The following is a 21427-nucleotide window of genomic DNA, read 5'->3' as shown; positions in this document are numbered from 1 at the left end:
TTTGTTATCTAGCTCGTACGGAATGTAACGGACAGCCGGAACGAGAGCAGCCAAACCCTGTCTCGCGGGCTGGCTCGGTAGCGAGCGTATAATAATGTGAATATGTTCTGAGTATGCTCCCAATGCAGTCACGAACGTCTCCCGAGCCGGACGGACAGGTCGAGCCACGGTGGCACCCGCGAGCCGTCGACGACTACGTCTCAGTCCTCGATTCGACCCTCGCATACGCCCGCCGTCGGGACTACACTGGCCCGGATTATGGAGACGGGATGAGCAGCCGACTCCTGCAGTCGCTGCCGTTCGAGAACAGGGTCCTCAATCTGGTCGTCCAGGAGGTCGTCAAACGCACGCCGGTCGACAGCAGACCGCTGCTCCGTGTCGAACACCGGCGAAACTACAAGGGTGCGGCACTGTTCGCGATGGCCAACCTCAACTATCACGAACTCGCGAGTCGCCGGGGCGAGGTCGACGACCTCGCGTTCGATCCGGTCGCCGAAGCCGACCGACTCGCCGAGTGGCTCCTCGAGGAACGGATAACGGGGTACAGCGGCTTCTGTGGCGGCCACCGACACGAGATCCAACACTTCCACACGAAAGGCGTGCCGAGCGATCCGGATATCGTCTCGACGGCGTACGCGGTCAAGGCGCTCCTGCGAGCCACAGAGCGTGGGCTCGGCGACGAATACGCCGAAGTCGCCCGGACGGCGACGGCGTTTCTGGTCGAGGACCTGAACTACCGAGAGACCGAGGACGGCGCAAAGGTCGACTACCACATGAACCATCCCGAGGACTCCTACACGGTCAACGCGGCCGCGCTGGGAGCCGGAATGCTCGTCGATCTCTACGAGCACTTCGGCGACGAGGACCTCCGCGAACCGGCGACGAAGATCCTCGATCACATCGCGGCCAACCAGACCGATATCGGCGGATGGCCGTACCGGCTGCCCGCGTCGGCGTCACACCTCTCGATGGACAGCCACCACAACGGGTTCGTGATCGAAGCGTTCCAGCGCTACCGCGACGTCGTCGATGCGGACCGCTACGCCGAGACACTCGCGGACGCCCTCGAGTTCTACCGAACCGACCTGTTCGAACTGGACGGCGCGCCGAACTTCGACGAGAAAAGCGCCTATCCACGTGATATCCACGCCAGCACACAGGGTATGCTCGTCTTTGTGAACGAAGGTGATCTCGAGTTCGCCGAGCGAATCCTCCGGTGGGTGCTCGCGAATCTGCAAGTCAAGGAGGGACAGTTCTACTACCGGCAGTATCGCCACCACACGAAACGAGTGACGCTGATGCGATGGTGTCAAGGATGGATGTCGTATGCGCTGTCCGAGTTCCTGCTGGCGAGTCAGGATCGATTGGAGTCGGAATCAACTGCCGAACGCGAACGGACACCACTGCCGTCATGAGCCAGCCCATAACCGAGCAGAGTGCAGCACACGAATCGAATCGCCGTGATACCACGTCAGCCGACAGCGACGGAGACACGTCGACTCGAGCGGGGATAAACGATCGGCAGCGGCCGTCACCGGCGAGCGAGCCCAGTGCCGAGGAGATGCGCGTCCTCGTCATCACGGGACTGGCACACAAAAACGAGCGCCACTACGGGCCGCTCGCGGACGTCGCCGGCGAGACAACGCTCGTGTGTCTCGATCCGGACACCGACATCGACGGCGCGACCGCCGTGCCAGTGCCGGATATCGGCCCACGGATCGTCCGGGTCGTCCTCCTGTTTTTCTTCGCCCTCTATGAGGGGTATCGAAACGAGTACGACGCGGTCGCGTCGATCTCACTGGTTCCCTACGGGATCTACGCGCTCGTCCTGAAAGCACTCTACGGCTATCCGGCCCACCTCGGCATCATCGGTATCGATCTCGACCATCACGCACGAGAGTGGTACGGTGCTGGCCCCCGGTGGGCGTTCAGGCAGTTCGACGCGGTTTCCGTCCCCGGAACGGATCACGTCGAGCGCCTCGTCGGGTGTGGCGTCGCCCCTGACCGGGTCGAGATCCTGACCAACGCGATCGATATCGAGACCTACCGACCGCCCGACGACGACGTCGACCCCGACTACGAGTTCGTCTGGGTCGGCCGCTTCAGCGAGGAAAAAGACCCGGTACGGTTCGTCCGCGCGGTCGCCGAACTCGACGCAACCGGCCGAGAGTTCCGGGCAGCGATGGTCGGCGACGGCGTGCTTCGAGACGACGTCGTCGCCGAAATCGATCGGCTGGGGGTTGACGATCGAATCGACCTCGTCGGCTGGATCGACGACCCTCTCTCCTACTACCACCGTTCTGCAGCGTTTGTTCTCACCTCGAGTCGCGACGCGTTGCCGCTGGTGATGCTCGAGGCGATGGCAACCGGACTCGCACCCGTAGTGCCGCCGGTCGGGTCGATCCCGGATGTCGTCGTCGACGGCCACAACGGCCTCGTCGTCGCTGACCGAGAGCCAGCGACGTTCGCGGCCGCGATGGTGCGGTGTCTGGACGAGCCCGACGAGCGCGACGCGCTCGCGGCGAACGCGACTGACGTTCGGTCCTCGTTCTCGCTGGCGCAAGCGGGCGAGGATTGGCGTCGCATTCTGACGACACTCGAGGCGTGAGAAGGCCCGAGACACAGTTACAGCCGACATTATAAGCAGTAACAACGCGATAACAAAACGAATAGTCATCACACGAAGACTCACATGGAGACTGAACGACTGACGCTCGAGGAGTGGGGCGAGGCGTTACCACGGTCGGGGTACGAAGTGTTTCACGATCCGGACGCCCTTGCCGTCCTCGACGCCCACGTCGACGCCGAGTTGCGACTCTACGGGACGGCCAAAGGCCAACAGATCGTCGGCCTATTACCCGTGTTCGTCGAGGAGAGATCGGTCGGCCAAACGGCGTTCTCGCCGCCGCTTTCGTTCGGCGTCCCTCGACTCGGGCCGATCATCAACCCCAACAGCCCGAAACGCCGCAAGTGGGAGCGAATCAACAGCGAATTGGCCGACGCGGTCGCCGAGGACCTCGAGACCGACAACCGGTCGACGCTGTTTCGGATGACCTGCCCACTCGAGTATCCCGACCCCCGGCCGTACGGCTGGAACGAGTTCTCGATTGAGCCCGAGTTTACGTACGTCGTCGACCTCGAGGATTGTGCCGACCTCGAGGACGCAATGAGCGGGTTCAGCAAGAGCCTCCGAAACGAGATGCGCCGCTACGATGAGCTCGATCTGACGATCGACACCGAAGGCATCGACACCGCCCTCCGGATCTACGACGACGTCGTCGAGCAGTACGAAGAGTACGACGATACCGCCCCGATGACCCGCCCGTTCCTCCGTGACCTGCTCTCGAGTCTGGACGACGATCGGTGGCGTGTGTACGCGGCCCGAACCCCCGACGGGACCTATAAAAGCGGAATCATCACACTGTTTTCGCCCGACTTGGCCTACTACTGGCAAGGCGGCGTCACCGCCTCCTACGAACACGTCAGCGTCAACAACCTCCTCCACCGCGCCATCCTCGAGGACATCGTCACCGATCCCGCCCTCGAGTCGGTGACAGGCTACGATCTCGTCGGGGCCAACACCGAACGGCTCTGTGAATACAAAGGGAAGTTCAACGGCGAGTTGCGACCGTACTATGTCGTCGAGTCGGGGGGGCTCGAGATGACGCTCGCGAAGTCGGTGTATCAACGGGTGAGTGGCTCACTGAAGTAATCAGCACCAGCCATCATCCTCGAACGGTCGTCGATAGTGGCGTTCTCGGCGAACTATTTCTCGATTGCGAACGAACAGGTTACAGTTCGGGACCGACCTCTCGAACGGAGCATCTACAGAAGTCCAAGGCGAGTGCTTCGGAGATTTTCCCCAAGGCAGATTATACCATATACGCAGCTTCCAACTCCGCAGGCGAGATAACGTCGAGCTCACCCGCCTGCTCCCGTTCGTGGAGATATTCGATCGTTTGCTCGAACTCAGCCAGCGTCTCACCGCCGAGCCAGTGGAAAAACAGCTGCGTGATCCCGTTCCACTGAACTGCAGCATCGATCGCATCGCGTGCGTCCGCCGCGTTGAGATCACCGAGTCGGTGGAGTTCGAGCGGGTTCGTCACGTTCCCGCCAGCGGGGAAGCCACCGGCAAACCCAAGCGTGTAGTACTCATCGACGAGCGAACACGTCGTCTCGTCGTAGTCGGTGTATGGATACGCGAAGTACTCCGCACCGTCTTCGAATCCGTGGTCGAGCAACCACTCCTTGCTCTCTCGAATCTGGTCTTCCTGTGTCGAGACGTCTTGTGCCGGCAGCGAGACGTGATCGTAGGAGTGGCTCCCAACGGTCCATCCGGCATCGTGGAGTTCGGACACTTGCTCGAGTGTCAGATGCCCGTCCGTGCCGATCGTCCCCGGATTGACGAACGTCACGGCCTGATATCCGTACTGCTCGAGGATCGGTCGCGCCTGCGTGTGATCAGTGACGTTGCCGTCGTCGAACTGAATCATCACAGCCCCCGTGTCCGGGCGGTCGACAACCCGGAGTGAATCACACCAGATCGTCCGCTCCGACTCGCCGACGTACTCGATAATTCGAAGGTCGGTGATCGCCGTCAGATCGACCGATCCAGTCACTGATTCGACGCCGAAATCGTACTGCTTGAACGGGAAGTTACCTCTGACACTCGTTCGTAGATCCATCCGATTGCCGTCGTCATCCACGAGCTGAATCCACGGATAAATGAGGTCGTCGGCGCGCACTGCAAGCGAAAGCGTTCGGTCCGAGAGATCGATCGGCTGGTCGAACTGCCGGCCGATACCAGCCCGTTCGTCAGAGGTCCCGGCCTCGAGGCGAGCAGCCTGTGAACCACCAAGATACGTTTCTTCGTCAGCAGAAAGCGTACCGCCGATCGTTCGCCACCGTGACAACTCTTCGAAATCGTCGAGCACACCCTCGATAGGATCGGCATCATCGCTGGACCGACTACTTTCGCTCCAGTACGATCCCACACAGCCTGCAAGCCCGGTTGCACCGATCGAACAAAGCACTGCTCGTCGTCTCATACACAACGATCCGACCAGCAGGTAAATTGTTATGAAAGACGTTCTTTCCTGAAAGACTCGAAACACGGACCTTACCGACAGTTTATGATAGAACGGAACGGTTCGATCGAGTTGGACGACGGCTGCCAGTCGTTCGACGTGGCTCCGAGAATCGCTCCCGATCGTCGGACCGAAAGGGGCGCGGGAGCCGTCGGCTCCGTTAACAGCTCTCGTCGACGATTTCGTCAGGAGACAGTTCCTCGCCGTTGAGTTCGACCCACATCACGTCCGACTGCTCGATCTCGATCGACGTGATCGGCCCGTCGACACGGAACGCATCACCGTGTCCGCCGCCGGTAATGCCGCCAGCGTGGACGGTTTCTCCGTCGTCGTCGATGAAGTCCTCTGCGACGTACGTGCCACCCTCGATGCTGCGGCCAGACGGACTGTCGTACGGCGCTTCGGTGAACTCAACAGGACCGTCGGCAGTGAACTCGTAGCTCGCAAATCGAGCGTCGGGTTCGGTCACGAACGCGAGCAGGTCCGGTTCGTCAGCATCTTCAGTCGCTTCATCTTTGGTTTCCTCGTCGCCACCCGTCGCCTCAATGATCTCGTCGGGAGCCAACACCTCGCCGTCGAGTTCGACCCACATCACGTCCGACTGCTCGATCTCGATCGACGTGATCGATCCGTCGACCACGAACGCATCACCGTGGCCGCCGCCGGTGATCCCGCCAGCGCGGACGGTTTCACCGTCTTCGTCGATGAAGTCCGCTGCGACGTATGTGCCGCCCTCGATACTACGGCCAGACGGACTGTCATATGGGGCTGCAGCGAATTCCACAGTCCCCTCAGCAGTGAATTCGTAGCCGGCAAAGCTCGAATCTGGTTCAGTGACGAAGGCGAGCAGGTGATTTTCGGTCTCGACGGCTTGTTCGTCCTCAGTTTCCTCTTCCTCAACCGCTTCTTCCTCGTCTTCGTTACTCTCGGGCGTGTTACTAGAAGACGACCTCGAGACACCAGCTGCGGCGTCCGTTGCTGTCAGCGGCACCCCATCAACGTCGCTTGGTTCGGTTCGCTGTGGTGTTCCCGCAGACTGGCCGACAACCTGTCCCGAATGGCTGGCTGTCGTCTCGAACCGCGTGTTCGTGACGGAGACCGTTGCAGTATCGCGCCAGACACTATCGCCCGTCGCGATGTCACCGATACGAGCGTTCGAAAAGTCACAGTCGATCACGTCCGTGTCGTTGTAGAAGCCCCAGACGTTTCGGTCACAGCCGACCGCCACACAGTTTTCGATGGAGGACCCATCGGAGCCGACACGGAACCCGCTGGCGCGACAGTCCGCCGCATAAGAGTTCGTAATCCGGACGACGCCACCACCGCCACGACCGCTCGAGTGAGCGTCCGTATCGCCCGGCGAACTGCCGTAGATCGCGTTATCCGGGAAGCCCTGAATGTTCACGCGGTCGATCTCGAGCGTCCCGGCGTGATTGTTGGCGACGTAGATGCCGGTCGCACCGGGGTAGGTATCGTCGTAGGCCCCATCGCCGAGATAGAGGTTTTCGATTCGGGCAGCACCGGCTCCGTTAGGAACGCTAACGATCAGCGGTTCTGCTTTCTCGTTGCGGTCCCAGACACCACGAACACCGACGTTTCGAATCGCCCAGTCGCTGCCAATGGCGGTAATCTGATACTGTGCGCCAGTGGCGGAGATATCGATCAGCGTGTTCTCGAGCGTCTCGCCATCGCCGAGTTGGATCGTGTGCGTACTTCCCGCGGGAACCTCGATAACATCGTAGTCAGCACCAGCAGCGGTAGCCGATCCGACACCGGCGATACCCACCGCAGCCGCACTGACAGCAGCTTTCAGATAGGATCGACGACCGAGTGGAGACCTCTCGTCAGCTTCCTCGCGACTCTCGTCGTTGTTCATCATACATTTCTGTCGAAGAACAGTTGGTCGAAGTAAGTATCTCTTAAACTGATCGGTCTTTATATCCATACCATCAGAATTTTGCGATAGTCAGATTGCACAGAGTGCCGTTTCGAGGGGATTGTTATTATAGACAGAACTACCATATTTTAAGCGAGTTAGAGGATTCTCCGGAAGGGAAATAGAGACCGTTGCCGAAGGGCTCGAGAACAATAAAAAGGGAATGTCAGTGGAGTACGATACCGACTGAAACGATGGACACACCAATCGCACAGCTATCGTTCGATCAGGTGTGTCGTGACGGTCAGTGGCTACGAGAGCGCTCGTGACCGGCTAGAACCGGAACAGGTCCCACAGCGATCTCGAGGTCGTCGTCTCATCGACCAGACACTGCTGGTCAACAGCCACTGGAGACGAATTCGAGACAGTGGATACGTCGTTCGCTGCGGTCAGCGAGGTGTCGGATGAATCGTCCGCGACAGTCGACGAGTCGGTGGCTGAATCGTCCGCCGCAGTGAGCGAGTCACTGGACGCGGCGTCCGTTGCAGTCAGTGGCACACCCTCGACGTCGCTTGGTTCAGTACGCCGTGGTGTTCCCGCAGACTGGCCGACAACCCGACCCGAGTGTTCGACAGTGGTCTCGAACCGGGAGTTCGTGACCGTAACTGTGGCGTCAGCTTGCCAAACGCCATCTCCCGTCCCGATATCACCGATACGACCGTTCGAGAAATCACAGTCGATCACATCAGTGCTGTTGTAAAAGCCCCAGACGTTTCGGTCACAGCCGACCGCCACACAGTTTTCGACGGACGACCCATCAGAACCGACACGGAATCCACCGGCGCGACAATCCGCCGCATAGGAGTTCGTGATTCGGACGACGCCACCACCGCCACGGCCGCTCGAGTGAGCGTCCGTATCGCCCGGCGAACTGCCGTAAATCGCGTTGTCAGGGAAGCCCTGAATGTTTACGCGGTCGATCTCGAGGGTCCCGGCGTGGTTGTTGGCGACGTAGATGCCGGTCGCACCGGGGTAGGTATCGTCGTAGGCCCCATCGCCGAGATAGAGGTTTTCGATGTGAGCAGTGCCGTTTTCGTCGGGAACGGTGGCAGTCAGCGGTTCCGCCTTGTCGTTGCCGTCCCAGACCCCGCGAACACCGACGTTTCGAATCGTCCAACCACTTCCGGCGGCGGAGATCTGATACTGTGCGCCGCTGGCAGAGATATCGATCAGCGTGTTCTCGAGCGTGTCGTCGTCTCCGAGTTGGATCGTGTGCGTACTTCCCGCTGGAACCTCAATGACGGCAAAATCGGTTCCGTCGTCGGCAGCGGCCGAGCCAGCACCGACGACACCCAACGCAGCTGCACTTCCGATCGCGTTCAGATAGGATCGACGGCCGATCACGGATCGCTCCGTAGCGTTTCCCTGACTGTCGTCGTTAGTTGTCATACAATCTGGAAAGAACAGTGTATGAAAGTCAGTATCTCTTCAGCTGATCAGTTTTTATATCCACACCCTCAATGGAATTGTTTTGTTTGAATGTCCAGAACAACTCCGTATATTCAAAGAGGGAGAGCGATAGCTATCGAGTAATAATAGACGTTCAGCGACTGGTGCAGATTGTTACCCATCTCGTCGAAAAACAATCGCACGAAAGGGTGTCTCGTGTCATACTGGTCGTTGTGACCGTGCCTCGAGCCACCCCGATTGATTACAGTAAACCGTATGAAAGATCAGCTAAGCTGCCCGACAGCCCACCTGAGATCGAGTAGTCCGCTGGTGACCGCGAGTGCAAGCCAGACGCAGACACCCAGCGCCACGATTACGAGCAGCGAGACGACACTCGAGACAAACGGAAGGAAGAGTATGACGACGAGTGCCATGCCAATCGTGACACCACACACCCGAGCGACGGTTGCAAACAGTCGTCGAAGCGAAAGTGACAGCTCTGCATTGATTAAATAAATATTCACGATGACCATCAACGCGTAGCTGAGTATCGTTGATACCGCCGCGCCGATCACACCGATCGTCGGGATGAGCACGAGATTGAGTCCCAAGTTGAGTATCGCCGCACTTCCCTTCGAGATGGCCCGGTGGCGTGCACGGCCGAGGAAATCGAGCGCATCGTTCGTGATTTTGTTGATCGACTGCAAGACGACGAACACGGAAAGCACCTGAATGATCGGAATCGCACCGAGATAGCCGTCCCCGAAGACGTATCGGATGGCAGGATCAGCGACGAGAACGATGCCGACTGCCGCCGGAATATAAAAAAGCAGGGTGTATTGAAACGTCGTTTCGTAAATCTCGGCAGCTCTGGCGAGTTGGTCGCTCGACTTGGACTCACCGTAGGTGGGTGCAAGTGCAAATCCGAGTGAGCTTGCAGGTGCTGTCACGAACTCCGTCAGCTGTTTCGCCAGTACGTAGTACCCGACAGCCACGGGCGTAAGGAATGCACCAACGAGCACGATGTCGACGCGTTTGTACAAAATCGACGCCGAACCCGTGACCGTCAGTGGTAAACTGTACTCGAGAATGCGTCTCGAGAGGCCATCGTCGTCCGAACCTGTTCGATCGTTCACAGCGTCGGGTGGCTCGCGGTCGATACGTGACACCCACCGATAGAGAACGACGAGGCCGAGTCCAGCACCGAGTGCGTACCCAGCGATGTACCCGAACAGCGCCCCGACAACGCCGAATCCGAGCCCGAGAAAGACCAGCACGAATACGAGGATACCGAGATTTGAGACGATCAGCAAGGCTGCACTCCACGTGACTCGATTGAAGCCCTGACAGAGGACGTAGCCATACGAGTGCAACGTCTGAGTGATGACGAACAGAAAGCCGAACGAAAGGAGCGGCACCAGTTCCGGTTCGCCGACCAGTGTCGCGATCGGATCACGAAACACGATGAGGCCGATAACCATCACTGCAATCGTGATGAGATTGAACGTAAGCGAACGGCGGACAATGAAGGGAATCTTGGATGGATCGATTTCTCGATACTCGGTGACATAGCGCGCAGCCGATTTGGCGAATCCCATCCGACTGAAAAACACCGCCATTCCGAAAATCGAAATTGCGAGATACAACAGTCCGTACTCTTCAGTTGTCAGGAAGACTCGTGTGAGGAGCAGTATGAGGAGGCCGTTGACACCGATTTCGACGGCTTTCGCGACAAGGTTTGCCTTGAATCCGTTGACGGCCTTCTCAATTGTGGACATGAATGGACAGCCCAGACAGCACGGTTTGCGAACTCACCGAAACATCAGTTGAAATCTGACGGTCGTCTCGACAGACGCAGCGACGGCGTTTCTCAACAGAGACAGTGTCACGTGACAGGTCCAGAACCCGACTACACCCGACTACACGTACCGAATTGTGAAACTGCTGTTCGATGGAATGAATCATCAAGACAGTCAGCCAGTACAGTGGTTCACCCCTTGTTATGACTCTCCTACCACTTCAACACGCCGTCTGTCACGGGCGTGTCTGCAACCGTGTCATGGGATCGGCGCCTCGGAACTACGCCGTCGCAGTTCCGCCGTGTACGTAATACGTCTCGAGGTCACCGTTGGTCTGGATACGATCCACTCGAGGCTGTGTCGCAAGCGAATCGAACTCGGCCTCGGAGTAGCGAAGTTCACCATACGCGATCGTTTCTCGCTCTCGGTCCGCCTGCGTGAGAACGAGGTATCGATCATCATCGTACTGCTCGCCAAGAGAACCGAGAGCTGCCTCCGGAACGTCCTGATGGAGTCGCATCCGTTCAGCATTTCCGTGGACCGCATCGTCGAAGCGATTCGGCCCATCTCGCAGTCCGACGAATTCGACGTCGTCATCCTGCGTCGCGAAGGCAGTCTCGTACCCATCCATCTGTGTGTCGGTGACGTGGGGTGACGGATTGTAGATGTACGGTGACGGGAACACGGCGACGAGAGACAGTGTGAGCAACACCGCGAACCCAGCAGCGAGCAACGGCCGCCCGGTCGACGATGGCTGCTGGCTGCGATCTGCACGCCAGGAGACGAGCCCGTAGATCACGAGCGAGCCTAGAATCGTGACGAACACCATCATCAGCCCCATGACACGGAAGTACATCGTCGCGCCTGCCGACGCAAAATACACCAAAAACAGCGGGACGAGTGCGACGAGTGCAGTGACGAAGTACGTCGTCTCGGCACGGACACTGGAGACGAACACCGACTGTCGAACGCGCAAGAGGCCAAGCGCGAGGCCACCGGCGAGGAGACTGTACACCAGCTGCGGGAAGAACAGTTTGAGGAAGATCTCGAGCAGGCCCCCACCAGCCGCTGCAAGTGATGCACCCTGTGTCGCGATGGTCGCTTCACCGCCGTCCCCGCGCTCGAAGACGTACTCGATCACGGAGTTAAAAAAGTACTCGAGCATGCCGCTGAAAAAGCCGTGATTGGCCGTCCAGATCAGGAACAACGCGATGAAAAAGACCGTCACGCTGTACATCGGCGTCTGTCCGGCGATCTGACCCCGGCTCCAGAACCGCCGAGCGACGTACTGTACGAGAGAGATGCCGATGAAAACGGCGATCAGATGAGCGACAAGCTGGGGATGATAGACGACAGTCGCAGTCGCGGTGAGCGCAAAGAGGACGCCAATCGCGGAGATTGATGCCGACGCTCGATCGGTGCGAAGGTACTTCGTGAAGAGATAGAACAACAGCGCCGAAAACAACACCGCCTGTGACATCGCGTGTGCCACGAGATACATCGAGATCGTCGTAATCGGCAACAGCAGGAACGCCGAAAACGCACCAATGGTGACTGCCTGCTGGCTCCGCGTGATCGTCCCGACACAGAGCGGGACGAAGACGCAGAACACGATCACAGAGACGAGCACGACGAGGAGCATCGACTGTGAAAGCGAGAGTTCCAGTGTTGAGTTAACGAGCACTGTCACCGTGTGGATGCCGGGATAGTACAGATCGAACGGGACAATCGTTCCCTCACTGATCGCTCGAGCCCAGCCCAGATGGGTCAGCGCATCGTGATGGCCGTAGAATCGATAGCCGCGGATGATCGGCAACCCGGCGAAAACGACCATTACGAGGCCACCGAGAACGATCGCGAGTGACTGATTCGCTCGAGTGGGACTTGTGTCCGACGACGAAACGAACGCGATGGCGAGCGCGACGGCAAGCGCGGCCATCAGTCCCGCCCAGACGAACGGCGACGTCATCGTGTATATCGAGAGTTCGTAGCCTGGTGCTGGGTTAGCACGGGCGACGAGGACACTGCTAGCAACTGCGAGAAATCCGATCACGAGCGCCAGCTTTGGGAACAGGTCGTCATCGATTGCTGACTGAGTAGACATTCGAACTGGTTCGAGGGTCACCAGTTGCAGTCCTTGTTATTCACTAGTTTCTACATGTAAACCGGGTAATACCCTTCTCGAAAGGCCATGCTGTGAGTCGATTTGTGGGAGAGTGGCGCTGACGGTCGTCAACTAGTCGTCTTCGTCAGTATCGTCGTCTTCATCAGCGTCCGAATCGGCATCAGAATCCTCGTCAGCATCATCCGAACCGTCGTCGGCATCAGCGTCGTCATCTTCGTCAGTGTCATCAGCCCCGTCGTCGTCGGCATCCGCGTCGTCATCCTCGTCAGCGTCATCCGTTCCATCGTCGTCTGCATCAGCGTCGTCATCCTCATCAGCGTCATCCGTTCCATCGTCGTCTGCATCAGCGTCGTCATCTTCGTCAGCGTCATCCGCTCCATCGTCGTCTGCATCAGCGTCGTCATCTTCGTCAGCGTCATCCGCTTCACCGTCGTCGGCATCAGCGTCGTCATCTCCGTCAGCGTCATCCGCTTCACCGTCGTCGGCATCAGCGTCGTCATCCTCGTCAACATCATCCGCATCGCCATCGTCTGTATCAGCGTCGTCGCTATCCTCAGCACCATCATCGGACGCGAGCTCACCATCTGGAGTCACATCGATCCAGAGGTAGCCGTATCGATAGGCGTTGTCAGTCGTTGGCGTCTCGGGAACGTCGTCAGTTTCGTACAGCAACACTGCGATCCGAACGGTGCCGCTTTCGGCGTTCGGCGTTACGTCCCGGTCAGTGGTGAGGGTGTCACCAGCACTGACGCGGTGGTCGGTCCGCTGTACCTCCGTGCGATCGAAGACTGACCCATCCTCGAGCCATTGTTCCTGGATGACGACCGTGTACTCCATCTCCTGTTCTTCCTGATTCTCGATCGCGGTCGTGAACGAAATCGGTTCATCGGGTTCGACGGCACCCGGCGAACCGCCAGCGACGAGTTCACCGGACTCGTTTTCCGTGAGTAACTGGAGAGAGGTGTACTGTTCGCCCTGCTGTTGTGGGGCGACGAGCGCGTAGCCAACGCTGGTCAGCGCGAGAAGCAGACTGAAAACGAGGACGAGGTTGACAACAGTGTGGACGGTCGATCCCGTCCCGAAGATCGCCGCGCGGACGGCACCGAGCTTGCGGCCGAGACGGAACTGGTAGCGCTCATGAACGGGCTGGCGAGTCCGTCGGCCAGTCGCGATGACGACACCGGCGAGGACGAATCCGCTGACGGTTCCGACCACCGTCGTCGTCGTAAACGCCCACGAGAGGGCAGTGATGAGCAGGCCGAGAAGCGGAAGGAGAGCAACGCTCATACCGAACGCGAGTGCTGCGCGTTCGACATCGGTTACGTCCCGTGTCTGACCGATCAACAGCGTCGACTGCATCGGATCGACCGGCGATGCGCGTGGGAACAGGGCCGCTACGGTCACGTATCCCGGTGCGAGAAACAACAGCGGAATCCCAACTGTGGCCCGCACGACCGGAGACGAAACATCGACGACAGCCAGCAGGACGGCTGCAATGACGACGAATCCAGTGACACCGACCAGATCAATCGGGATTCGATCCCGAAGGTGTGTCGTTTCGGTATCGGCGGCGACGAACGGACGAAACGTTCGAGTCAAGATGTCTTTCATATATCCGTCAGTTATCGGTCTGTCGACTGGTTCGAACATTGTTACTAGTCGCATAACCGACTGACTGGTCACCGGGACAGTTCCGCTGAGCCGGCGGCCCGCTGATCTCGGAGTCACGCGCCAAAACACCAACTCGAAGACGACGCCGACGAGCCGACCACAGTCGCACGAGCACGTGTGGATCACGAACAGCACGCGAGGAAAACGCTTTGCGGGACATGACGTTCGTAGTGTGGGCATACGTCGTCCGCACCGATCGAAAGGAGTGACAGCAGTCGTGACTGAAACGCATCGAAGACGGAAACAAGTTGCTTACAAAGTGCTCGTGAAGGGATCACTCTCGTATGAGACACCGAGAAACCGATGACGACACTCGAGCGTCCGTCTCCGGGTGGTCGAACAGATGAGCATCGATGTCCACGTCGCGACGGACGACGACCTCGAGAAGTGGAACGACTACGTCGCACAGTCGCCACAGGGAACACTGTGTCACGAACTCGAGGCGCTGCGGGTGCAGGCCGAACACGCAGACGCGACGGTCCACCCACTGATCGGGTTCAAAGGACAGGAGCCGGTTGGGCTGTTTCCCGTCTTTGAGATCCGAAAGCAGTTCGTCACGACGGCGTTTTCCCCGCCTCCACACCTCCGCGTGCCGTACCTCGGGCCGGCGTTTCTGAACATGGGGAAGCTGAAACAGCGAAAGCGCGAGCGTCGCCGTCAGCGCTTCATGGATGGCTGTTTCGAGTGGATCGAGTCGGCACTGAATCCGAAGTACGGCCACATCCGGACGGCAACGGCGTTCGAGGATTCGCGCCCGTTCAAGTGGAACGCCTACGACGTGACGCCGGAGTACACCTATGCCGTCGACCTCACCGTCGGGAAAGAGGACCTGTTGATGTCGTTCAGCAGCGACGCCCGGAGCAACATCCGGAACACCGACGACGACGCCTACGAGGTCACGGTCGGCGGCCCCAAAGAGCTGCGCCTGATCCACGAGCAGGTGAAACATCGGTACGAGTCACAGGACATCAGCTTTGGTGTGCCAGTCGAGTTCATCCTCGAGCTCGCCGACCGAACCGAAAACGGCCATGTGCGGCCGTACACCCTCCGTGTAGACGGCGAGTTTATCGGCGGCATTCTGGCACTCGAGTACGATGGCACCACGGGTCGGTGGATGGGCGGAGTGCGGACCGACGCCGACGTCGACGTGCCGACGAACGACCTGCTCGACTGGGCGATCATGAGCGACGGTCTCGAGAACGGTCTCGAAACGTACGATCTCGTCGGGGCCGACACGCGCCGGATCAACCGGTACAAAGCGAAGTTCAATCCCGAACTGGAGACGTACTACAGCCTCGAGTACGGCTCATGGGGGATGCGGACGGTCGCATCGCTGTACGATTCAGTCAAATAAGACCGTTCTCGGTCGATTCTACCGCTGAAAATCATTTGTAACAAAGAGCGATTCGGAGCCACGATATCAGTCCGTGTCGTGACTGAGGAACGTCGTTTGCCAGTTTTCCGCTTCGGTTATTGCATTCCCATCGAGTATCCCGTCGTCCGAAAGAGATCGGACCATCAGTGTCGTCGTCTCCGTTACAGGAGACAGGGGAGGTTTGCTGTCCGGAAGAAACCCGCGTTTCAGTAACGTCTCACGGGCAATCGACTCACCCATGGCGACGATCAGATCAGTCTCCTGATTATACTCGAGGACGGCAGAGAGAAGCCCATCGCAGACAGCGGCCGCAGTATCGCTTCTGGATAGGACGTCGATAATCGTAGTCTTCGTTATTCCGCCGGTCTGCTGACTCCCAGTGACAATTGCAGCAACATCAGCGCCCCCGACAATGGCGATATAGGTAGTGTACTCCCATTCGGGATTGCGAAATCGCCACTGCAAGAAGCGTTCGTCTCGTACCACGTGAAATGCGTCGGGAACGGCCGTAGAATAGAACGAGGCGAGTCGTTCAGTCGGGACTCGTTCGTGCCGTTCGATGGTCCCCTCCAGTCGGGTCTCGTTCGCGAGAGCGTCGCGAGCAGTCACGTATCCTTTGACGACTGGTGAGACAACGCTCGAGGCGAGATTCGCCACGCTTCTGTCACCTGCCGACTGCGCAATCACGGCCGGGTGTTGTAACCGATAGAAGAGTTCTTTTTCCTGCACTACTTGCCAGCCGAGTTTTCGATTGCCAGCTCGAGTCTTGCTGTTCGGATAGTTAAAAAAGAGTTCAGGAGCGCCATCACGGTACCCCTCGATGGCGACCGCCGTCATTCTGGTAAACAACCCCTGACGCCGGTGTGCTTCGTGCACCATCGTGTCACAGGGCTGGAGAGCGAGGACTGTCTCTTGAGTGGTTCGAAGCGGGAGTGCAAAGAACGAACGAGCACCGACGATGTCCCCATCCGTTTCCGCAACGTAGATCGGAACATGGTCGATATACGGATTATCTAGATACTTCCATTGAAACCACGTTTCGTCCGGACGAGTACCGAACACAGCGTTATACAACGAAAGGTACTGGTCGAGATCACCCGCTTGAAACGGACGTATCGTATATCGGCTCATTGTGACAACGGTTGTGCGACCGTTCGGTCTGTCACATCGGCCATCGTTTCAACGGCGATTTGGCCGCGATCACGCTGGTCGGCGATATACGAGAGTACTCGCTGGAGCCGATCGAAGTCGGCATCACGAACGAGATTGTTCGGGTGTAACCAAATGTGGAACACGCCGGACTGGTCTGTCGCTGCTGCATCAATTCCCATTTTCGCCTGTCTAAGGACTGGGTCCTCCCCGAAAGAACATGCAAACCGCCGAGCAGTGCCCTCGAGCGAGAAGAGATCGAGCGATGCCGGGATATTGACGAGGCCGTGCTCATCCACTTCGGGATGGACAAGCGGTGGCGGCGTGTTGCCAACGGTGTAGTTCGTGAATTTCGCAACCGGGTAGATCAGTGATTCGTCGTGCCATCGGTTCGGTGACCGACCACGATACGCCCGGAATCCGTATTTGGGGAGAAGTTCACGAAACCCGATAATATTCCGTGGAAACACGAACGACGAGAAAGACAGGTTGTGTTCACGGGCAATGGCTTCACACTGCTGTAACTCGGCTTCGGCGATCTCTGTCGTAATCTGATCGCTATCGAAAAGAACGTGAGAAAACGAGTGGCAGCCGAGTTCATGATCGGTGTCTGCCTCATCGATCGCTTCGATGAGCGTCGAACCGAACCAACGCTCGTTCGTCGCTTCAGAACCACCCGGATCGGACTCGAACCAGCCCGTATCCGATGCGGGATGATCAGGATGAGTACCCTGACACTCATCGAGTAGCAGGTGACCGACGACGGCCCAGGTCGCGGGTATCGAATAGCGATCGAACACGTCGACGGCTCGTTGCCACGCATTACGAGCGGACCGAATCCGAGAAGTAGGCCGATCCGCTTGATCGTGAAATCCCCATGCGAGTTCGGTATCGATCGAAATTACGACACTGCCCATACGGAGGCCCGAACCGGTACAAGAAGTTAGTTAGCCATAAATTTCCGCTTCGAATACACTCACCGGGACAGTACAATCACCTGTTGAGAGCTCACAACGATAGGCTCGAGACCGGTTTCGAACGCTCCGTTGCTACGGGACCGATTCTCTTGTCTGGCCACTGAGCCGGATCACAGCCCGTCTATTACGCTCGTCACTGGAGACAAGATGTCTGGAGACACTGTCATCATCTCAGTAACTATATCCATAACGAAAGGGTCCCGCATCGGGTCTATGAACGATGAACGACGACGCTTCGCTCCAAACGCTACTCGTCGGTATCGACGCAGCCTGTGACCGGGTACTCGAGCCGCTGTTCGACGCCGAGGAGATACCGACCCTCGAGTCGATCTACCGAGACGGAACGAGTGGCCCGTTAGAGTCACAGATTCCGCCGTGGACGGCGAGCGCGTGGCCGTCGCTGTATACGGGCATGAATCCCGGCAAACACGGCGTCTACGGCTTTCTCGATTTCGACGGCTACGACTGGGACGTGGTCAACGCCACTGACGTTCGCGAGCGGACGCTGTGGGAACTGCTCGATCGACACGGGATCTCGAGTGTCGTCGTTAACGTCCCCGTCACCCATCCGCCGCGGGAGTTCGACGGCGCACTGATTCCGGGTTACACCGCGCCCGAAGACCCCGATTGCCATCCGTCGGGGTTGCTCGAGGAGGTCCGAGCGGCGATCGGTGAGTACCGTGTCTACCCCGACGAGGACGCAACCAACCTCGGACAGGCCTACACTGATTGCGTGCGTATGCGAGGGGAGGCGTTTCGCTACCTCGCCGCGGAGTACGATCCCGAGTTCGGGTTCGTCGAGTTTCAGGCAACTGATTCGATCTTCCATGAACAGCCGGATAACGACGACGCGATTCGGTCGATCTACCGCGAGGTCGACCGACAGCTGGCCGAGATCCTCGAGGCAACGGAGCCAGCGAACGTGATCATCGCGAGCGACCACGGGATGGGGCCGTACAACGGACAGGAGTTCCGCATCAACGAGTTCCTCCGCGAGGAGGGATTCGTGACGACTGCAAGCGGCGGCCGAGGGATGCCAAACTGGGCGACAGTTCGGGACGGTAATCTGAAAGACGGTGACGACACGACGCGCCACGAGGCCAGCGTCGCCGAGCGAGCGATGGCGACCGCCGCCGGATTCGGGCTGACGAGCCAGCGGATCGGGGCCGTCCTCGAGCGACTCGGCCTCGACGAGGTCGTCGCGTCGTACGCCCCAGCCGGGATGGTCAACGCGGGAGCAACGCAGGTCGACTTCCCCAACTCGACGGCGTACGTGCGCTCGCGGATCGAACTCGGCGTTCGAATCAACCTCGAGGGGCGCGAACCGGACGGCGTCGTCCCGCCGGGCGCGTACGAGGAAGTTCGAACGCGACTCATCGACGCCTTGCGATCGGTGACGACACCCGACGGCGAGCCCGTGTTCGAGGCTGTCAGACCCAGCGAGGAGTACTTTCACGGTCCCGAAAGCGAGCGCGCGGTCGATATCGTGACCGTTCCGGCCGACTTCGAGCACTTCCTGTCGGCGACGCTGCTGAACGAGCAGTTCGGGCCGCCAAGCGAGCCGTGGAACCACAAACTCGAGGGAACGGTCGCGGCTCGGGGAGCGGATATCGAGCCCGCGGCTGGGGTCGGGGACGCCCACCTCTTCGATATCGCCCCAACTGTCCTGTCGACGTTCGGGATTCCGTTCGACGAGAGAATGGATGGGTCCCCACTACCGTGTGTCGACTCGGCTGGCACACGACAGTATCCGCGCTTCGATGGCACGCGGTCGGTCGAAACAGCTGACGACACCGTCGAGAAGCGACTCGCAGACCTCGGCTATCTCGAGTAGCGACGGAGTGAGCATCGACCAACAGGGGCGACGAGTATCCAGTGCGAAACGCCGTTACCCCGTTCGAAGAAACGCCCGATAGCCCGCCGTTATCGTGTCGATCTCGACGGACGAGTGTTGGCCGCGTGGGTGGAACGATCACCGTCGAGGTCGTTTCGCAATCGTGACTCGAGTGGCAAAATCGGACTCGAGAGCGCAGTAGTCGGTGACTGGGCGTCCCCGAGGCAGCGATTAGAGACGACATAACATTTCTATCCGATATTGGAGTGGCTGTATGGACAACTCCGCCTGGAACGGGAACGAATCAGTCGTCGTTCCGGGGATCGCCGCGCCGAGTACGGTCGCCTGTGCGAGGTCGCTTGGTCGACGCGGTATCCGAACGATCGTCGTCTCGAGTGATGAAACGACCCCTGCGTTTCAGTCGAAATACTGTAACGAGGCGGTTCGTGTGCCGTCGCCACACGAGGACCTCGTGGCATATAAGGACGCGCTGCGCTCGCTGGCGATGCGCCCGGACGTGCGGACGATCATCCCGGTTCGAGAGCCGGACATCTACGTGTTATCGAAGTACAGAGACGAGTTCGCCGAGTACGTTAGCACCCCTTGGCCGACGTTCGACACGCTCGCGCGAGCACAAGACCGGATGCGACTGTTCGAAGCCGCCGACACGGCCGGTGTTGGCGCACCGGAAACAGCGCTGTTTACAGCCGCACCCGATGACGGCCAGAAGTGGATCATCAAGCCACGGTATACAATCCTCGGAGACGAGTACGTCGATGAGTACACGCCAGAAACCTGTGTCGCCCCGCCGTCGACCCAGTATCTCGAGTCGGCTCGAACTACCGCGACCGAGGCCGTCCACACCGAGATGCACCACGTGCCACTGATTCAGGAGTACGTCTCGACGACCGACGAGTACGGCTTCTTCGCACTCTACGACGAAGGCGAGCCAGTGGCGACCTTCCAGCACCGACAGCGCCGTGGCTACAGCTACGCGGGCGGCCCCAGTGCGTTTCGCGAGTCAGTCGACATTCCGGCGCTCGAGGAATCCGGGCTGGCGCTGCTCGATGAGTTAGAGTGGCACGGGCTCGCGATGGTCGAGTTCCTGCGCGATGAGGAGACAGGCGAGTTCAAGCTTATGGAGGTCAATCCGCGGTTCTGGTCGTCGCTTCCCTTCTCGGTGCAGGCCGGTGCGGACTTCCCGTACTACTACTGGTTGCTGGCAAACGGGGCGCGTGATCGGATTGACCACAGCTACCAGCCAGGAATCGGTGGACACCTACTGCGAGGCGAGCTATTGTATCTGCATTCGATACTTAGAAAAGACATCGACCTCGTCGAGAAGCCACCAGTGACGGCGGCGGTGGCCGAAGTGGCCCGAACGCTCTACGAGGAGCCGCGGTTCGACTATCTCAGCCGTGACGATCCACGCCCGTTCGTTCGTGACCTCCTGAACACGTTCTCGACGCTTCGGTAGCCAGCAGCGTCAACGGACGGCGACACCAGTACAACGCGGACGAGGAGTTGCTGTGCGTCGGCTGTCAGTAGCGTGCCGTCGCCGTTCACTACCTCTCCACTTGTCGTCATATCTTGGATGACTATCAGCTCGTTGTGCCGTATCTGAGTGCCTATATTTCTTGAACTGCTACCAATGAGTCGACAAGAAGGCTTATACCGAAGAGACAAACTTACCGAAGTATGGCACGCGACACACCGGTACAGAACCAGGTTGCCACGACAGAGACAGAACCACTTCCGAATCTCGTGACGATCGTCGGCCGCGGCGTCCCCTCGAGTTTCGAAATCGCCGTCGATGGCGAGATCGAGATGGACGCTGAAGACCCCGTTGAGGAGGCAACGATCGTCTCGGGCAGCGTCGCGGAGGGAGCGATCGACGTCGGCGTTCAGCGATTCCGCTTTGCCGGCCAAGTGACGAACGTTCGTGTCGTCGACTGGAACGGCGTCGAAGCACCGGACTCCGCGAGCGTTCCGAACGTGCATATCGATTACGGCGTTCCGGAACGATAGTTCGGCCGAGCCGGGAAGGGGTCAGTTTTGCGATCAACAGTCCGTGAGCGCACAGCG

15 protein-coding genes and 1 pseudogene are annotated in these 21427 nt (G+C 59.1%); 7 read left to right on the top strand and 9 right to left on the bottom strand.

Annotation, left to right across the window (positions count from 1 at the left end; translation table 11 throughout):
- Positions 1-122 precede the first annotated feature (122 nt).
- The 3 genes from C495_RS00440 to C495_RS00430 all read left to right on the top strand — a co-directional run bounded on the left by C495_RS00440 (position 123) and on the right by C495_RS00430 (position 3712).
- Positions 123-1415 carry a prenyltransferase/squalene oxidase repeat-containing protein gene (locus C495_RS00440; RefSeq protein WP_008158928.1) on the top strand — a complete coding sequence of 431 codons (1293 nt, stop codon included), beginning with the start codon at positions 123-125 and terminating at the stop codon, positions 1413-1415.
- The gene (locus tag C495_RS00435) at positions 1412-2608 is read left to right on the top strand and encodes a glycosyltransferase (RefSeq protein ID WP_008158926.1); all 1197 of its coding nucleotides are present in this window, start codon (positions 1412-1414) and stop codon (positions 2606-2608) included. Before C495_RS00440 ends, C495_RS00435 begins: the two co-directional genes overlap by 4 nt.
- A gap of 84 nt (positions 2609-2692) precedes the next feature.
- The gene (locus tag C495_RS00430) at positions 2693-3712 is read left to right on the top strand and encodes a GNAT family N-acetyltransferase (protein WP_008158924.1); all 1020 of its coding nucleotides are present in this window, start codon (positions 2693-2695) and stop codon (positions 3710-3712) included.
- A 160-nt stretch (positions 3713-3872) separates the two neighbouring features.
- On the opposite strand, the gene C495_RS00425 is transcribed toward C495_RS00430, so the two are convergent.
- The 6 genes from C495_RS00425 to C495_RS00400 all read right to left on the bottom strand — a co-directional run bounded on the left by C495_RS00425 (position 3873) and on the right by C495_RS00400 (position 13947).
- A complete protein-coding gene (locus tag C495_RS00425; protein ID WP_083902425.1) occupies positions 3873-5048 on the bottom strand; it encodes a polysaccharide deacetylase family protein in 1176 nt (391 codons plus the stop codon).
- A gap of 199 nt (positions 5049-5247) precedes the next feature.
- A complete protein-coding gene (locus tag C495_RS18185) occupies positions 5248-6966 on the bottom strand; it encodes a hypothetical protein (protein ID WP_008158920.1) in 1719 nt (572 codons plus the stop codon).
- A gap of 330 nt (positions 6967-7296) precedes the next feature.
- A complete protein-coding gene (locus C495_RS00415) occupies positions 7297-8412 on the bottom strand; it encodes a hypothetical protein (RefSeq protein WP_008158918.1) in 1116 nt (371 codons plus the stop codon).
- Positions 8413-8696: 284 nt separating this feature from the next.
- A complete protein-coding gene (locus C495_RS00410; protein ID WP_008158917.1) occupies positions 8697-10190 on the bottom strand; it encodes a flippase in 1494 nt (497 codons plus the stop codon).
- Positions 10191-10491: 301 nt separating this feature from the next.
- Complete coding sequence (locus C495_RS00405; RefSeq protein WP_008158916.1) at positions 10492-12315, bottom strand: hypothetical protein; 1824 nt, start codon at positions 12313-12315, stop codon at positions 10492-10494.
- Between the two features lie 132 nt (positions 12316-12447).
- Positions 12448-13947, bottom strand: a complete 1500-nt coding sequence (locus C495_RS00400; protein WP_083902424.1) for a DUF1616 domain-containing protein — start codon at positions 13945-13947, stop codon at positions 12448-12450.
- A 403-nt stretch (positions 13948-14350) separates the two neighbouring features.
- Here C495_RS00400 and C495_RS00395 point away from each other — a divergent pair, with 403 nt between their 5' ends.
- On the top strand, positions 14351-15361 hold the full coding sequence (locus C495_RS00395; protein ID WP_049890066.1) for a lipid II:glycine glycyltransferase FemX: 1011 nt from the start codon (positions 14351-14353) through the stop codon (positions 15359-15361).
- A gap of 66 nt (positions 15362-15427) precedes the next feature.
- Here the strand turns inward: C495_RS00395 and C495_RS18280 are convergent, their stop codons facing one another.
- The 3 genes and pseudogenes from C495_RS18280 to C495_RS00385 all read right to left on the bottom strand — a co-directional run bounded on the left by C495_RS18280 (position 15428) and on the right by C495_RS00385 (position 17448).
- Complete coding sequence (locus tag C495_RS18280; RefSeq protein WP_241430569.1) at positions 15428-15868, bottom strand: hypothetical protein; 441 nt, start codon at positions 15866-15868, stop codon at positions 15428-15430.
- A gap of 255 nt (positions 15869-16123) precedes the next feature.
- Positions 16124-16513, bottom strand: a pseudogene (locus C495_RS18565) (GNAT family N-acetyltransferase); the annotation flags it as partial.
- On the bottom strand, positions 16510-17448 hold the full coding sequence (locus tag C495_RS00385) for a polysaccharide deacetylase family protein (RefSeq protein ID WP_049890059.1): 939 nt from the start codon (positions 17446-17448) through the stop codon (positions 16510-16512). The pseudogene C495_RS18565 and the gene C495_RS00385, both read right to left, overlap by 4 nt.
- Before the next feature lie 280 nt (positions 17449-17728).
- Between C495_RS00385 and C495_RS00380 the strand changes: the two genes are divergently transcribed.
- From C495_RS00380 to C495_RS00370, 3 genes are all read left to right on the top strand, one after another.
- A complete protein-coding gene (locus tag C495_RS00380) occupies positions 17729-19342 on the top strand; it encodes an alkaline phosphatase family protein (protein WP_008158911.1) in 1614 nt (537 codons plus the stop codon).
- Positions 19343-19616: 274 nt separating this feature from the next.
- Positions 19617-20819, top strand: coding sequence for a carboxylate--amine ligase (locus C495_RS00375; protein ID WP_008158910.1), 1203 nt, complete (start codon positions 19617-19619; stop codon positions 20817-20819).
- A 221-nt stretch (positions 20820-21040) separates the two neighbouring features.
- Positions 21041-21370: a hypothetical protein gene (locus tag C495_RS00370; protein ID WP_008158909.1), complete on the top strand. Its 330-nt coding sequence runs from the start codon at positions 21041-21043 to the stop codon at positions 21368-21370.
- Positions 21371-21427 lie beyond the last annotated feature (57 nt).

The sequence above is a fragment of the Natronorubrum sulfidifaciens JCM 14089 genome, assembly GCF_000337735.1.
GTDB lineage: Archaea > Halobacteriota > Halobacteria > Halobacteriales > Natrialbaceae > Natronorubrum > Natronorubrum sulfidifaciens.
This window is presented reverse-complemented; position numbering and strand designations above follow the sequence as displayed.

Bases quoted from the DNA above. Each gene is read 5' to 3' on its own strand.
- C495_RS00375 (WP_008158910.1), top strand. From the start codon at position 19,617: ATGGACAACTCCGCCTGGAACGGGAACGAATCAGTCGTCGTTCCGGGG.
- C495_RS00430 (WP_008158924.1), top strand. From the start codon at position 2,693: ATGGAGACTGAACGACTGACGCTCGAGGAGTGGGGCGAGGCGTTACCA.
- C495_RS00440 (WP_008158928.1), top strand. From the start codon at position 123: ATGCAGTCACGAACGTCTCCCGAGCCGGACGGACAGGTCGAGCCACGG.
- C495_RS00410 (WP_008158917.1), bottom strand. From the start codon at position 10,190: ATGTCCACAATTGAGAAGGCCGTCAACGGATTCAAGGCAAACCTTGTC.
- C495_RS00425 (WP_083902425.1), bottom strand. From the start codon at position 5,048: ATGAGACGACGAGCAGTGCTTTGTTCGATCGGTGCAACCGGGCTTGCA.
- C495_RS00400 (WP_083902424.1), bottom strand. From the start codon at position 13,947: ATGAAAGACATCTTGACTCGAACGTTTCGTCCGTTCGTCGCCGCCGAT.
- C495_RS00380 (WP_008158911.1), top strand. From the start codon at position 17,729: ATGAACGACGACGCTTCGCTCCAAACGCTACTCGTCGGTATCGACGCA.
- C495_RS00415 (WP_008158918.1), bottom strand. From the start codon at position 8,412: ATGACAACTAACGACGACAGTCAGGGAAACGCTACGGAGCGATCCGTG.
- C495_RS00405 (WP_008158916.1), bottom strand. From the start codon at position 12,315: ATGTCTACTCAGTCAGCAATCGATGACGACCTGTTCCCAAAGCTGGCG.
- C495_RS18185 (WP_008158920.1), bottom strand. From the start codon at position 6,966: ATGATGAACAACGACGAGAGTCGCGAGGAAGCTGACGAGAGGTCTCCA.
- C495_RS00395 (WP_049890066.1), top strand. From the start codon at position 14,351: ATGAGCATCGATGTCCACGTCGCGACGGACGACGACCTCGAGAAGTGG.
- C495_RS00435 (WP_008158926.1), top strand. From the start codon at position 1,412: ATGAGCCAGCCCATAACCGAGCAGAGTGCAGCACACGAATCGAATCGC.
- C495_RS00370 (WP_008158909.1), top strand. From the start codon at position 21,041: ATGGCACGCGACACACCGGTACAGAACCAGGTTGCCACGACAGAGACA.
- C495_RS00385 (WP_049890059.1), bottom strand. From the start codon at position 17,448: ATGGGCAGTGTCGTAATTTCGATCGATACCGAACTCGCATGGGGATTT.